Genomic DNA, 14,550 nt, shown 5'->3' with positions numbered 1-14,550 from the left:
GGAGCATTACCCCATGCCGACGTTTGACTTAGATTTTTTGCTGCGCTTTTCAATTACAGCTTTTTTTGTTGCGCTGATCAGTTATGGCAGCTATTTCCGTTCTACCCGCAATGCCCCCTTTGCGGCCTCATTTGTTTTGTTTGGTATTGGCGTCTTTATCGTCATTTATTTTCTGCATGGCGTGGATATGTCGATGGGCTTCGCATTTGGCCTGTTTGCCGTGTTCACCATGTTGCGCTACCGAACCGAATCTATCTCAATTAAAGAGATGACCTATCTGTTCCTGGTGATTGCCATCTCCCTGCTTACCGCCGTGGCGCAAATGGGGCCGGTACAAATGATCGCACTGAATATTCTGTTGTGCGGCACCGCCTTCGTTGTCGATTCAGCCTTTGTCAGCGACCGCTATGCAAAGCAATCAATTCAGTATGAGAAAATTGAGAACATCAAACCACAACATACTGCAGAACTGTTTGCCGACCTGCGTCAGCGTACCGGGCTGAACATTGTGCAGGTGAAGATCGAGAATATCGATTTTCTGCGCGATACCGCTTTGCTGGAGGTCACGTACCGCAATCAGGGTAAAACGCAGCAAACACCGGAGGGCAGCAGTGGCTCTTATAAGGCAGTGAAAGTTTAGAACAGGTTAAGAAGGTCTGTTTCTATACATAACCCATACGCTTCTTGATTATTTCAGCCTATATTGAGTGTGAAGCTAGGCCGGTCAAATAAAAGGAAGCGTCATGAAGCGTTCTAAACTATCAACCTACATCGGCACGGCTGCATTGGTGGCCCTGCCGGGTCTTTCGCTGGCTCAGGCGGCCCCCAACGTTCTTCTGATCATTGCAGACGACATGGGTATCGATGCCTCCAACTGCTATGCCATGGGTAACCAGCAGGCCAGGATGCCGAATATTGAGGCCATGTGTCAGCAGGGTATGGTGTTCGATAACGCCTACTCGGCACCGGTCTGTTCACCCACCCGCGCAACCATTTTGACCGGTCAGTATGGCTTTCGTACCGGGGTTGGTGCGGCCATTCCGCCCCAGGGCACCAATGGTTTGTCTGCCGACGCAAACAGCCTGTTTGATGTACTCGAAGCGAGTCAGTACAGCACCAATCTTCTGGGCAAGTGGCACCTTGCCGGTTCAGATGACAGCCTGAATCATCCGGCTGAACTGGGGGTTTCAGATTTCTGGGGGCTGTTTAAGGGCGGCGTTCGTGACTACTACAAGTGGACAGCCGTAACCGCTGCTGAAGAGGTCGACGTTAACCAATACTCAACCACAGCGATGACCAATGAAGCGCTGGAATGGATCAATGATCAGGATAACTCCTGGTTCCTTTGGCTGGCCTACAACGCACCGCATTCGCCGTTCCATCTGCCACCGAACGATCTTCACAGTGCCGATGATCTGCCCAATACCGAACGGAATATTAAGCAAAATCCATTGCCGTACTACAACGCCATGCTGGAAGCGCTGGATACCGAGATAGGCCGCCTGCTGGCGTCGATGGATCAGAGCGTTCGCGATAACACCATCATTATGTTTGTCGGCGACAACGGCACACCCAATCAGGTCGTCGATGATTTCTATGGTGATCACAAAGCCAAGGGCACGATCTTTGAATCCGGCGTGAACGTGCCGCTGGTGGTCACCGGCCCGGGCATTGAGAGCGGCCGAAGCCCGGCCTTCGTTCAAACCAGCGATATGTTTACTACCATCGCTGCCATGCTCGGTGTTGAAGCCGAAGCCGAGGATTCCTTCAGCTTTGAGCCGGCGCTGTACGGCAATGCAACGCAGCGAGACTTCGTTTACGTTGAGCACTTTGGTGATATGAGCGAGGCTAAGCCTTCCGATGTGTTTGGCTGGGCGATGCGTCAGGGCGATTACAAACTGTTGATGCAGATTGGAGAGCAGCCGGCATTGTACAACCTGGCAACAGACCCAAAAGAAGCCGACGATCTGTTAGCCGATGGCATCTCTGCTGAAGAGGCTGCCATTGTTGCCAGCCTGCAGCAGCGCTATCAGCAGTTGGCAACCCAGTAGCGTCGCTTTCGGTAGGATGCGTCTGTTTTACACAAGTTCATAATGGAGTGATGCGTGGCAAAACCCTTTCACCTGATGGCAAAGCCAACCAGTTTTAGCTGCAATATCGATTGCGACTATTGCTTTTATCTGGAAAAAGAACGGCAGTTGCCACGCGCAAAAAATGCAAAACCCAGCGATGCCATGAGTGACGAGGTTCTGCGTGCCTACATAAAAAATTACATCAACAGCCAGCCGACTTCGCAGGTGGAATTCGCCTGGCAGGGCGGTGAGCCGACGCTCGCCGGGCTGGGTTTTTTCCGCAAGGCCGTTGCCCTGCAACAGCGCTTTGCCAATGGCAAAACCATCCGTAATAACCTGCAAACCAATGGCATTGTGCTGAACGAAGAGTGGTGTCAATTTTTAAAAGAACATAATTTTCTGGTGGGCCTGTCTGTCGATGGCCCCGAAGAATTGCATAACGCCTATCGGCTGACGGCAACGGGCAAGCCGACCTTTAAAAAGGTTATGCGGGCCGTTGAGCTGCTGAAGCAATACGATGTTCCATTCAACACCCTAACCGTTATTAACAATATTAATGTTAAGCACCCGAAAGCGGTGTACCGGTTTTTAAAAGAGATCGGCTCGCACTACCAGCAGTACATTCCGGTGGTTGAAAGCCGCGCGTTGCAAGGTGCCGAAAGCCTCAATGATCTGATCGCTTCCACACACAGTGCCGAGTGTCTGCCGTTCAGTGTCGATGCCAACGAATTCGGTGACTTCATGAACAGTATTTTCGATGAGTGGGTGCGCAACGATGTTTCAGAGGTATTTATTCAGCTGTTTGAAAGTACCTTAGCAGCCTGGAGCGGCCGGCAGAGCAGCCAGTGTATTTTTCAGAAAACCTGTGGCGATGCCATGGTGATTGAGCAGAACGGTGATATCTATTCCTGCGACCATTACGTTTATCGTGATCATAAGATTGGCAATATTTTGCAGGGCAAACTGAATAAAACTCACGGCAGTAAACAGCAAAATAAATTCGGTAACGATAAAGCCAATATCAGCCGTACCTGTCAGGAGTGCAGCTATCTGTTTGCCTGCTACGGAGATTGTCCGAAACACCGTTTTTTAACGGATGAGAAAGGCGTACCACACAGTATTTTGTGTGCCGGTTACAAGAAGATTTTCAGCCATATCGATAACCATATGAAGTTTATGGCCAATGAACTGGCTCAAGGCCGACCGGCTAGTAACGTTATGAGTGTTGCCAATATGGTGTAACTGGCAGCGCTGCAGCTTAACTCCGTTGCAGCGCAGTATCGGGCTGTAGCCAGGACAGGGCGGTGGTTAAATCGAAGAAGGATTTCACCCGATGGTTCTTCATTTCAGGAATGCATCTTTCTTCAATGCGGGCCAGCAGTTCACTGGCATAGACCAGTGCGATGGCGGTCAGGTTTTCGTAGCGGATGTCACGATAAAAGCTGTCTATTGCCTGATGAGCTTCGGGTGTTGCGCCGGTTGCTCGGCTGCAATCAACAAGCAGTGAGCAGGGTTTATTGCCAAAGCTTTCTATGGCCTCTTTTTCTGCATTCAGGCAAGCCTGCATGCCGTATTCGTTAAAGTCTCCGACCAGAGTGAACACAATGATCGTGTCTTGCACCTGATAACTGAAGGTACCGTGTTCTAGCATTCTTTCCTCAAAACTGATTTGCATGGCTCCCTCATAAGCTACCACGACATTCGCTGGCGGGTAAAAATCATTATTATTATCTCGCACTCGGGGCCGTGTACTTTTCGAGCGAGGGCAAGAGTTTGTCAGGAGCGAATTCGATCTGCAATGGCAGCACACTGAAAACAGTTTTATTTACACAGCTGAATAGCGTTCAACGCCAAAACGCTGCAACTGAACCGTTTCAGATAAAAGGCGCAGGGCGTTTCGGGTCAAAGAATTGGCTGAGCTTTTTAGTTTAACTGTGGTCGTCAAAATTCTTCAGTTTTAGCGCCAGCCAACAGAACCAAACGATCTGACTTAAGCCAAAGAAAATGCCAAGCCAGGAAAGCCCGGGCAGCGCAGTGGCCAGAGCTGCAAGCGCTATTGCAAACCCCAGCCAGACAAGGCCGCGGCTATACAGCGCAGCTTTGCGCATGGCGATGGATACAAACAGCATCCAGAAACCACCGATGTACTCGTTGGCTCCACCGATCGCGTTGGCAATAAAAGAGATGCTCTGCCAGATTTCTTCAGCCTGCTCCGGGTTGTGTTCAAACGCCGCGACCGAGGCCGCAATACCGCTGTTAAACAGCATGCCACTGGCCGCGACCAGGGTTGCCCAAACGCTGGCTAAAACCAGTATCAGCTTTTTCAATTCATCCGAACTATTCGGCACGGTTTTTAAAATGCAGAGCGTTAGCACAAGCAGCGCAATGGCCCACAGCTGATAGACAAAAACGTACAGCCAGTGCAGCAGGGTTGGGTGTTGCAACAGAACTAAAATTTGGTCGCTGCGGCTATCTGGCCAATGTAAAACCAGCGCGAAAATCATCAGGGCGAAGATATAGGCGAGCGCTGCATAGAGCGCAGCGGCCGGGCCAAAATCTGTCAGCTGTTTCATGGCAGGTACTCCTGTTTATAAAAGGGGGGCTCTATTCTGTTTACCGAGATCAGTGTCAGGCCGTGGTCGCGGATACGTTTTATCAGGCCAAAGAGGGCACATGGGTCGGCTACAACAAACTGCATCAGTGTAGTCTCACCGATCGATTCCGAGCGCAGGCAGGCGTCACCGAAATGAGCCGGGGCATTAAAAATGCCCTCGACTCTTATCTCATAACGGGCGTTGGGCTGCATGGCAGAGCCGCCTACCAGCGGTAACCCAGGGTGACACCGGCGGTGGCTGCATCCAGCTCGACGGTTTCATCGTACAGCTCAACCTCTGCGGTGGCGTAGCGAACGTCGACGCCGATGTTGACGTTCTCTGTCAGGTTCAAATCGACACCGACATTCATCCAGTAGCCCACGCCGCCATCCTCATCTTCGGTTTTACCGCTGCCGTCGTTGTTTTCCTGCATGCTGTAGGCGAAGTTCACGCCGCCACCGAGGTAAGGGGTGATGCGTTCATTCAGCGTGCAGTATTTGCGCAAGCCCAGTTGCGCCTCTCCGGTATAGGTGCCTTTCACGTTACTGTCGGTATCGTCTTCGCTGCCCGAGGCGAACAGATCGATGGCCACTCGTACACTGTGATAGCCGGTTTTAATGTCAGTGAGTAAGCCCATGCTGCCGTGATCATCCTGTGCACGCCATTGCACGGCATCGATGGTTTTAGCGCCAATAAACAGCTTGGTATTCAGGGTTGGCTCGTCTGCTTTTGCGGTCGCTGCAACAGCGCTTGCCAGGGTAACGGCGATGGCGACAGCCGGGTTAAAAAGTTGGGTCATCATTTATTCTCCAGTGTGTTGGTCGTCGATACGCGGGTTGCGTTAGCGGGGAGAATCATGCGCGACTGTCATGTGAGCTGGCGTCACATGATGTGGTGATTTTTAACGGAAACGATGGGATTAGCGGTCGACCAGCCCGAGTTCCTGTGCCCGGCGCACCACGGCGCGGCGGTTATTCACCTGGAGTTTGCTGTACAGGTTCTTGGTGTGGGTGCGGAAGGTATTGATCGAGATAAACAGCCTGGCGGCGATATCCGGGCCGGAAAGCTCGCTGGCCAGCAGCCGAAGTACATCCAGCTCGCGCTCAGAAATCGGCTCAACCAGTTCGCTGACTGGCGCAGGCGCAGGCGGGTGAGCAGCCTGACCCGATTGCTGACCGAGCAGTGCCTGCAACCAGCTGGCACCGCTGGCTTGTCGCAGCCAGGCTTTCGAATAGGTATCCAAACTGGTGAACAGCTGCGGGTATTCCGCTGCCTCGGTGCTGGCAAGCAATGGCTTCAGAGCCGCTTCGGCCTGCGCCTGGTTACCCGCCAGCTGGCCGAGCAGGGCACGGAGCAATTGGTTTTCAATCAGCTGCTTCCGGTTGCCGGTATGGCGGGCCTGCTCTGTCATGGTGTTGATCAGGTTGAGCGCGCGCTCAGGCTCCAGCTGCAGTTCACCCTTATAGAACGACAGCGCAATCAACGCGCGCAACTGACTGGTGATTTCAAAGTGCTGTGGGCTGTTGGCGCTGAGCTGGTCGAGCTGAGTGGCCCGCGCCAGCTGCTGTTCCACTCGGCTGAAGTTACCACTGAGCAGCTGCAGCCGGGTCCGGCAGGCTTCAATGGGCTGGCTATCGGGCGTTGGGCTGGGGATTTGAATATCCACGGCTTCATCGAGCAGGTCTTCCAGGTTTTCGAACTGATTGCGTGAGGCTTCCAGTGTGGCCTGTGCAACAAACCACAGATGCGCCGACTCGAGCAGTTTTGCCTGCGGCCCTAGTGCATTGGCCCGTTGCAGATAGGTTTCCGCCTCGTCCAGCTCGTTTCTGAGCAGGCAGATGTTGGCAAGGCTCACGTAGATATCGGCACTGCCCTGGGGAGCTACCGGGCTGCGGTTGATCAGCTTGATCGCCTGCCGGCAGGTGGATTCGGCGGCGGCGTGCTCGCCATTCATCAGGTAAATCCCGGCCAGCAGGTTCAGGGTGCTGATTGCGCCACTGAATTCACCGTCCTGCTCCATGGCTTTGGCGCCCCGCTGCATGGCCAGTTTGGCCGGTTCCAGCTCGCCGCAGTGCCAGTGCGCCAGTGCCAGCAAGACCGCGGCTGAACCCTGCCAGGTGTAGGCATCGGCGGGCAGTTGCTGCATGGCTTGTTGTGCGTGCCGAACAATGCGATCGACATCTCCGAGTGCGCCGGCACGATAGGCGCGGCCGATATCGATCAGCCCGGGCACCAGTTTGAAGGCCTCGGTGTTGTGCAGACGGTAGCCATTCGGGGCCGTCAACGCGGTTTCAGCCACATTGATCCATGCATTGCCCTGATCCGGATTACCCGACATCAGCGCCAGACCGAAATAGGCTGACAGCACCGGCTGCTGCTCAATCAGGCTGTCAGGCAGCTGCGTCATCCAGTCCATAAACAGGCTTTCCGGAGCGCTCTTGCGGATGCTCGGCCAAATCTGCTCAATCAGCCGGGCCGCTTCGGCAGGCTGCTGTGCTGCCAGATAGTGCTCAATGGCGTCCTGCCACTGTTGCTGTTGTTCAAACCAGAGTGCGGCCCGATGATGCAGCGGCTGTTCGTCAATATGGTTTTTGCTCAGGCGGGCGCGCAGAACGTCGCGGAACAGATGGTGAAAGCGAAACCAGTTGCGTTGCTGATCGAGCGGAACCAAAAAGCAATTCTGCTGCGCCAGCTTTGCAAGCTCGGCGGCGGCGTTTTTACTGTCGCACACGGCATTGCACAGGCTGGAATTGAAGCGGTTCAGGAGGCAGAGCCGGAGCAGGACCAGGCGAGAATCCGGGCTTTGCCGCGCCAGCACCTCATCGGTCAGGTAGTCGGCAATGTAATGATGGCTGCCGGTGAAATCGGCAATGAACTGCTCAATGTTGTCGTTCTGGTTGAGCGACAGCGCCGCCAGTTGCATGCCGGCCGCCCAGCCCTCGGTGCGCTCTCGAATCGCCTCTACCTGTTGCTGTTGCAGTGTCACGCTATCGAGTGTGGCCTGAAAAAACTGACGGGCTTCATCTTCGGCGAACATCAGGTCGGCGGCGCGGATCTCGGTCATCTGTCCGCGTGCCCGCAGCTTTGCCAGTGGCAGGTTCGGGTCCTCACGTGTGGTGATCACAAGATGCAGCATCGGCAGTGGTTGATCGAGCAGCAGCGCCAGCGCCTCGTCGACCTCGTGGCAGTCGACCTCATGGTAATCATCTAGCACCAGTATCAGCGGTTGACTGAGCCGGGCGAAATCATTCATCAGGGTCGTAAGCAGCGCATCATGGCTGCTGTCACTGGCCAGCAGGAGCTGGGCCGCCTCGGCAAAGCCCGGCTGTAGCTGTTGAATGCCCTGGATTAATGCGTTGATAAAGGCGCGCAATGAGTTGTCTTTGGCCTCCAGAGAAACCCAAACCCGTTTGCTGTCGAGCTGTTGCAGCGCCTGACAGATGAGCGTGGTTTTGCCGTGGCCGGCGGGTGCGGCGATGAGCGTCAGTTTACCCGGGGTGCCTTTGATGATGCGCTCGTACAGGCGCGGGCGGCTGACCGCATCCGTGCGGATCAGCGGGGCAAAAAACTTGGTGTTTGGCAGCAGGGCAGCGCTCATCAGCAGTCACCATTGGCTTTTCCGGCAGTTTAGCGTGAAGCGGAGGCGCATGAAACTCCACGAATTCACCTGATGATGTGATTCGCGGTGGCGGTGCAGGGCCTACACTCGGGTTAACGATCATCAGGGAGTTGTTATGCATACTGAACGCAGCGTTGTTATCGCCGGGGCGACCGGTTATCTGGGCCGGTTTTTGGTGGAACACTATTCCCGGAAAGGCTGGCATGTGAAGGCTCTGGTACGCAGTGCCGAGCGTGCCCGGCAAAAGGGCATTCAGGCTGAGCTTATTGAAGCACAGGTAACGCAGCCGGATTCTCTGAAGGGCAGGTTTCAGGGCGCAAATCTGGTGATCTCGTGCGTGGGTATTACCCGGCAGAAAGACGGCCTGCGCTATCGGGATGTCGACTATCAGGCCAATATGAATCTGCTTCACGAAGCATTGGCGGCAAAGGTGCCGCGCTTTGTTTATGTGCATGTGCTGGGCGCAGATAAGATGCGGGGTGTTGACCTGATCGAGGCCAAGCAGGCCTTTGTTGAACGGCTGCAGGCGGCGCAGATTGCCTCAACGGTGATTGCGCCCTCGGGCTATTTTTCAGATATGAACGACTTTCTCGATATGGCCAGAGCCGGGCGGGTTTGGCTGTTCGGTAAGGGCGATTTGCAGCTGAACCCGATCCACGGTGCCGACCTGGCCGATGCCGTCTACAGCGCCGCTGAACAGCAATTGGCCTGGCTGGATGTGGGCGGGCCGGAGGTTTTCAGCCATTCAGAGCTGGCGCAACTGGCGCTGAAGGTAGCCGGCAAGCCGGAAAGGATAACCCGTCTGCCGGATGTGCTGCGCCGGTTTGTGCTGTTTCTCTTACCAAAGGTGACGCCACAAAAGCTTTATGGCCCGGTTCAGTTTTTTATGACCGCCATGGGGCACAACATGGTTGGCAAGCCCTACGGCCGCCGCCGTTTGGAAGACTATTTTTCTCAGGAGTAAGCCATGAAGCTCTTAACCAGAATTGAACAGCATCAGGCTGGCAGACTCTTGGCCGGCATCCTGGTGTGCCTGTGTGTGTACCACCTGCTGATCCTCACTGGCGTGGTTCCGTATCAGTTTGTTTGGGGAGGACGCCTGGCCTCGGTTGAGCAGATGTATCGCTTTGAGGCGTTCTCTCTGCTGCTGAATGTGGCCATGTTGATGGTTGTTTTGATACGGCTAGGTTGGCTAGCCGTACCGTTGCCGGCAAGGGTCGTCAGTGCTTTGCTGTGGCTGATGGTGTTGCTGTTTGCACTGAATACGGTGGGTAACCTGTTTTCACTCAGCCTGATCGAGGCCGTTGTATTTACTCCGGTGACGGCAGCTTGCGCATTGCTTGCCCTGCGGTTGGCAAAGAAGGAACCCAATTGAGCTCCTTCAACAGTACGTCGGTTAATCCACTAAGCCATAGTGCTCGCGCAGTACGTCGATGATTTCCTGCTTGGGGTTCTCACTTAATGTGATCGGTTGGCCGGTGATCTTCTCGGCAATGGCGATGTAAGTTCGCGAGACCGCCATCATTGCCTCCGCCGGCAGGGCGTTATCGCGTGCCAGTGCGCTGCGTTCAGGCATCCGCTCTTTGTTGAGCAGAATGTCCGGGTCTGGGAAGTGATTGAGCAGAAACTGGCGGAAGCCCTCTTTGGAGTTTTCCACAATCTCGCCGCGCTGGTAGGCGGCTGCATCCCAGATGCGTGATGAATCTGGCGTGCCCACCTCATCCATGTAGATCAGTTTTTCGCTGCCGCTGGCGTCGGTGACGTAACCGAATTCAAATTTGGTATCGACAAAGATCTGGCCGATTTCCGCCAGCGCCTTGCTGATGACCCCGAAGCCTTCGGCCAGCAGGGTTTCATAGTGGCTGATGTCTTCTTTACGGCGGAAGTTAAAGGCGGCGAAGTTGTTTTCAATATCGGCCTTGGTGATGTTGACGTCATCGGCTTCCGGCACGCCCGCAATGCCTTTCAGAATGCCCTTGGTGGAAGGTGTCATCAGCAGTTCCGGCAGTTCTTTATCTTTGCCCAAACCCTCCGGCAGCTGAATGCCGCAGAATTCACGCTCGCCCTTTTCATAGGCGCGCCACATGGAGCCGGTGATGTATTTGCGGCAAATCGCCTCGATCATCACGGGTTTGGCTTTTTGCACAATCCACACGAAGGGGTGCGGAATATCCAGAATATGGCTGTCGGCCAGGCCGTTTTCTTTGAACAGGCGGAACCAGTGGTTGGAAATGGCATTCAGCGCCGCGCCTTTACCCGGCACACCCTTCAAGCCGCCTTCGGCATGCCAGATGCAATCAAAGGCTGAAAGCCGGTCGCTGATCACCATCACGGCCAGTTGCGCATCGGGCGCCACATCGTAGCCCTTTTGCTGAATCAGCCGCTGGCTGTCGGCCTCGGTCAGCCAGTAAACGGAGCGCACCTTGCCGCTGTGAACGGGCAGGTGGGTACGGATGGGAAGATCATCATTAACGGCAAGAACTTGGTCGGCAAGGCTCATTCGGCAATCCTGTAATTTCGCATGCGGCACGGAGGCGACGTGTGGATAAAAACTGCAGGGCGAAAGATACCAGAACCAAAAGCATTCGCCAGTTCAAATGCCACGGTTAGCTTTTAAACAGGCATAAAAAAAGGCTTGTTGTGGAAAAGGGGGAGGTCCACGTTCAAGCCCAAGGTTTGCTACAGGATTGCTGCTATGTAAAGGGGGTCGATTAACCTCGCAACAGGTAGTCGTATGCGGCCAGTGCCGCCTTCGCACCTTCGCCCATGGCGATGACGATCTGCTTGTACGGTACCGTTGTGACGTCACCTGCGGCATAGATGCCCGGCTCGCTGGTTTCACCCTTTTCATTAATGATAACTTCACCGTAAGGCGTACGTTCAACGACACCTTCCAGGAAAGCACTGTTCGGCACCAGACCGATCTGTACGAATACACCAGACAGCTCGGCACGGCGTATTTCGTCGGTGGCGCGGTCCTGATATTCCAGAGCCACAACCTTGCCGTTGTCGGCGATCACCTGCTTGGTGGCCGCGTTCTTAATTACTTTGATGTTGTCACGCTTTTCAATCTGGTCGATCAGTACTTTGTCGGCCTTCAGCTCGGGCAGGAACTCGAACACGGTGACCGATTTTACAATGCCGGCCAAATCCAGTGCCGCTTCAACACCAGAGTTACCGCCACCGATGACCGCAACATCTTTACCCTTGAAGAACGGACCGTCACAGTGAGGGCAGTAAGCCACGCCCTGACCGATGTTTTCTTTCTCGCCCGGTACGCCCAGCTCACGCCATTTGGCACCAGTCGCCACGATGATCGACTTGGTTTCAATAACTTCACCGGAAGACAGGGTAATCTTCTTGATGTCGCCTTTTTCGATCGACTCAACACGGAAGTGCTCGCGCTTGGTGATGTTGTAGTCGTTCATGTGGTTCATCAGGTTGTTGGAAAGCTCTGGCCCGGTGGTTTTAGAAACCGAGATCAGGTTTTCAATGCCTTGCGTATCCTGAACCTGACCACCAAAGCGATCGGCCACAATCGTTACGGCCAGGCCTTTACGGGCCAAATAAATAGCCGATGATGCACCTGCCGGGCCGCCGCCGATCACAACCGCATCTTGCAGTGGCAGCTGTTCAGCTGGAGCGCTTGCCTGTGCGATTTGCGGATACTTGGCAATCAACTTCTCAATAATCTGAGCGGTGTCGATCTTACCGTTGGCAAACGCTTCTCCGTTCAGGTAAACCGAAGGTACGCCCTGGATGTTGCGCTCTTCGATCAATTCTTTGTACAGACCACCATCGATCATTTCGGTTTGAATATTCGGGTTCAGTACCGCGAACTGGTTCAGCGTCTGTACCACTTCCGGGCAGTTGTGGCACGACAGGCTGACGAAGACTTCAAACTTCAGCGGCTGATCAATGCCTTTGACCAAATTCTTAATGCTTTCGTCCAGCTTCTGCGGCTCGCTGTCGGCGTGCAACACGGCCAGGACCAGTGAGTTGAACTCGTGGCCACCGGGAATACCGGAGAACTGAATGCCAGTCGACTGGCCATCGACTTCTACCTGGAAGGTAATGGGGCTGCGGGCAACACGGCTGATATCGTTCTGTTCGAAAGCCAGCTTATCGGAAACCGACGTGAAGCCTTCCAGGAATTCAACCAGCTCGGCACGTTTTGGGTGTTCGCCGGTGTTCAATACCAGGCTCACCTTGCGGGTCATGTTAGCGGTGTAGCCTTTCAAAGCATTTAAAATATCGTTGGATAACATGGTGCTTTCCTTAAAACTTAAAATAGAGAAACTTGTTGTTCGGTACAGGTGTTGACTAAGCGTGTATCTAATTTCCGTACTGGGCTGCCCGAAGATTAGATACCGGCTTGATCGGCAGGTTAAAAAAGGGCGGCAGAGCCGCCCTTCAGGATACGCTGTGGCTGATCTTAGATCTTGCCAACCAGGTCCAGGCTAGGAGTCAGAGTCGCTTCGCCTTCTTCCCACGCTGCCGGGCAAACTTCGCCGTCGTGGTTCTGTACATACTGAGCCGCTTTTACTTTACGCAGCATGTCTTTTGCAGAGCGGCCGATACCCAGGTCGTGGATTTCAGCAACTTTTACGATGCCATCCGGGTTTGCCAGGAAAGTACCGCGCAGTGCCTGACCCGCTTCTTCAATCATGATGTCGAAACCGCGGGTGATTTTACCGGTGGTGTCGCCCAGCATTGGGTAAGTAACCTTGCTGATTGCTTCACTGTGCTCATGCCATGCAGCGTGAACGAAGTGAGAGTCAGTAGATACACCGTAAACTTCAACATCCAGAGCTTTCAGCTCTTCATGGATTTTTGCCATGTCTTCAAGTTCTGTTGGGCATACGAAAGTGAAATCCGCAGGGTAGAATAGGAAGATAGACCACTTACCTTTTACATCTTCAGAGGTGATGGTTTTGAATTCACCGTTGTGGAAAGCTTCTACTGAAAATTCTGGGATTTCTTTATTGATAATAGACATCTTGTAGCTCCGTTTAGGTTAGTCAGTTATTTGCTGAATTCGTGTCGTTCAGCGATGGACTCATAATAGGGTTAAACAGGTATTCCTAAAATCAGATTTATTTGAAGTTGATGTTCGGTTTTTCCGAATGTATAAATACGGCTTCTCTGTTGGTTCGGAAAGCCCTTAATGATCTCTCTAAAACAGCTTCACTATGCGTTAGCCGTATCACAAACCCGGCATTTCAGAAAAGCTTCACAATTATGTAATGTCTCTCAGTCGGCGCTTAGTTCTGCGATTTCAGAGCTGGAATCTCAACTGGATGTACAGATTTTTGAGCGCGACAATAAAAAGGTACTGGTGACCACGCTGGGTGAACAGATACTGGAACGTGCCCAGCAGGTGATGACACAGATTGATGACATCGAGCAGCTGGCTAAAAGCCATTCCAAACCACTGAGCCAGCCGATGAGCCTGGGTGCCATCCCAACGATTGGTCCCTATTTATTGCCGCAGGTTCTACCGGCATTGCGCAATGCTTATCCGGATTTAGAGTTGACCATAGCAGAAGAGCAATCATCCGTTCTTGTAGATAAGGTAAAGCGTGGCGAGCTCGATACCGCCGTCCTGGCACTGCCTTACGACACCGACGGGCTGCTGTGTTTTGAGTTCTGGAAGGAAGATTTTTACGCGTTGAGCCACCGCGATCTGCAGCCGGAAAATGTCGGCGTGATCACCCGTGAGCAGCTGCAGCAAAGTAAGTTGCTGCTGTTAAAAGAAGGCCACTGCCTGACCGATCATGCCTTATCGGTGTGTCAGATGCCGAGACCACAAAATGAAAAAGGGCTTGCCGGTACCAGCCTTTATACATTGGTGCAGATGGTGGCCGGGCGCATGGGGACTACACTGGTGCCGGAGATGGCGCTGCCCTTCCTGTTGCCGCAAAACCCCGAACTCAGCGCATTGAAACTGGATGAACCCGGTCCGCACCGCCGGCTGGCCTTTATCGTTCGGCCTAACTATGCCGGTCTGGCCAGCATTGAGCTGCTGAAAAAACTATTCATCGGTCAGTTAGCGCTTAACTCTCAAACCTGATCTGTTTTTCCGAACATTGACTTCTGGATTAGTTGATAGCCTTTCAACGCCTGGTCTCCGATACTGGCATCACAGGTAAGGGGACAGGCAATGACTAAGCAAACGAACCCACAGAAGAAAACAGTACAGAAGCCGCGACAAAGTTCAGGCGAGTGCAATTACTCAAACGACTACTACGGTGACTGTGTATGC

General features: G+C 53.6%; 14 protein-coding genes. 6 read left to right on the top strand and 8 right to left on the bottom strand.

The features are described from left to right. Positions 1 to 13: 13 nt before the first annotated feature. From BCF53_RS00615 to BCF53_RS00605, 3 genes are all read left to right on the top strand, one after another. Positions 14 to 640: a DUF4956 domain-containing protein gene (locus BCF53_RS00615; protein ID WP_132698818.1), complete on the top strand. Its 627-nt coding sequence runs from the start codon at positions 14 to 16 to the stop codon at positions 638 to 640. A 103-nt stretch (positions 641 to 743) separates the two neighbouring features. Next, positions 744 to 2,051 (top strand): sulfatase-like hydrolase/transferase, encoded by a 1,308-nt coding sequence (locus BCF53_RS00610; protein ID WP_132698816.1) that lies wholly within the window; start codon positions 744 to 746, stop codon positions 2,049 to 2,051. Between the two features lie 54 nt (positions 2,052 to 2,105). Next, positions 2,106 to 3,314 (top strand): anaerobic sulfatase maturase, encoded by a 1,209-nt coding sequence (locus BCF53_RS00605; RefSeq protein ID WP_132698814.1) that lies wholly within the window; start codon positions 2,106 to 2,108, stop codon positions 3,312 to 3,314. 16 nt (positions 3,315 to 3,330) lie between these two features. Here BCF53_RS00605 and BCF53_RS00600 read toward each other — a convergent pair whose 3' ends face one another. From BCF53_RS00600 to BCF53_RS00580, 5 genes are all read right to left on the bottom strand, one after another. Continuing rightward, positions 3,331 to 3,723, bottom strand: coding sequence for an STAS/SEC14 domain-containing protein (locus BCF53_RS00600; RefSeq protein WP_132698812.1), 393 nt, complete (start codon positions 3,721 to 3,723; stop codon positions 3,331 to 3,333). Positions 3,724 to 4,000: 277 nt separating this feature from the next. Then, a complete protein-coding gene (locus tag BCF53_RS00595; RefSeq protein WP_132698810.1) occupies positions 4,001 to 4,645 on the bottom strand; it encodes a hypothetical protein in 645 nt (214 codons plus the stop codon). Then, on the bottom strand, positions 4,642 to 4,878 hold the full coding sequence (locus tag BCF53_RS00590; RefSeq protein ID WP_132698808.1) for a hypothetical protein: 237 nt from the start codon (positions 4,876 to 4,878) through the stop codon (positions 4,642 to 4,644). Before BCF53_RS00590 ends, BCF53_RS00595 begins: the two co-directional genes overlap by 4 nt. An 11-nt stretch (positions 4,879 to 4,889) precedes the next feature. Then, entirely contained in the window at positions 4,890 to 5,468 is a 579-nt protein-coding gene (locus tag BCF53_RS00585) for an OmpW family outer membrane protein (RefSeq protein WP_132698806.1), read from the bottom strand. A 117-nt stretch (positions 5,469 to 5,585) separates the two neighbouring features. Beyond that, positions 5,586 to 8,264, bottom strand: coding sequence for a winged helix-turn-helix domain-containing protein (locus BCF53_RS00580; RefSeq protein ID WP_132698804.1), 2,679 nt, complete (start codon positions 8,262 to 8,264; stop codon positions 5,586 to 5,588). 136 nt (positions 8,265 to 8,400) lie between these two features. Between BCF53_RS00580 and BCF53_RS00575 the strand changes: the two genes are divergently transcribed. Both BCF53_RS00575 and BCF53_RS00570 read left to right on the top strand, forming a co-directional pair. Then, the gene (locus BCF53_RS00575; RefSeq protein ID WP_132698802.1) at positions 8,401 to 9,249 is read left to right on the top strand and encodes an SDR family oxidoreductase; all 849 of its coding nucleotides are present in this window, start codon (positions 8,401 to 8,403) and stop codon (positions 9,247 to 9,249) included. Between the two features lie 3 nt (positions 9,250 to 9,252). After that, positions 9,253 to 9,660 carry a hypothetical protein gene (locus BCF53_RS00570; protein WP_132698800.1) on the top strand — a complete coding sequence of 136 codons (408 nt, stop codon included), beginning with the start codon at positions 9,253 to 9,255 and terminating at the stop codon, positions 9,658 to 9,660. 21 nt (positions 9,661 to 9,681) lie between these two features. Here BCF53_RS00570 and BCF53_RS00565 read toward each other — a convergent pair whose 3' ends face one another. The 3 genes from BCF53_RS00565 to ahpC form a co-directional block, all read right to left on the bottom strand. Beyond that, positions 9,682 to 10,785, bottom strand: coding sequence for a phosphoribosylaminoimidazolesuccinocarboxamide synthase (locus BCF53_RS00565; protein WP_132698798.1), 1,104 nt, complete (start codon positions 10,783 to 10,785; stop codon positions 9,682 to 9,684). 211 nt (positions 10,786 to 10,996) lie between these two features. Continuing rightward, positions 10,997 to 12,553, bottom strand: coding sequence for an alkyl hydroperoxide reductase subunit F (gene ahpF, locus BCF53_RS00560; protein WP_132698796.1), 1,557 nt, complete (start codon positions 12,551 to 12,553; stop codon positions 10,997 to 10,999). Between the two features lie 167 nt (positions 12,554 to 12,720). Then, a complete protein-coding gene (gene ahpC, locus BCF53_RS00555) occupies positions 12,721 to 13,284 on the bottom strand; it encodes an alkyl hydroperoxide reductase subunit C (protein ID WP_132698794.1) in 564 nt (187 codons plus the stop codon). Positions 13,285 to 13,452: 168 nt separating this feature from the next. On the opposite strand from ahpC, the gene BCF53_RS00550 reads away from it, so the two are divergent. Continuing rightward, positions 13,453 to 14,358, top strand: a complete 906-nt coding sequence (locus BCF53_RS00550) for a hydrogen peroxide-inducible genes activator (RefSeq protein WP_132698792.1) — start codon at positions 13,453 to 13,455, stop codon at positions 14,356 to 14,358. The last annotated feature ends 192 nt before the right edge of the window (positions 14,359 to 14,550 follow it).

The sequence above is a fragment of the Reinekea marinisedimentorum genome, assembly GCF_004341165.1.
GTDB lineage: Bacteria > Pseudomonadota > Gammaproteobacteria > Pseudomonadales > Natronospirillaceae > Reinekea > Reinekea marinisedimentorum.
Note: the sequence above shows the minus strand (reverse complement) of the source record. Positions and strands in the feature narration are given on the sequence as shown.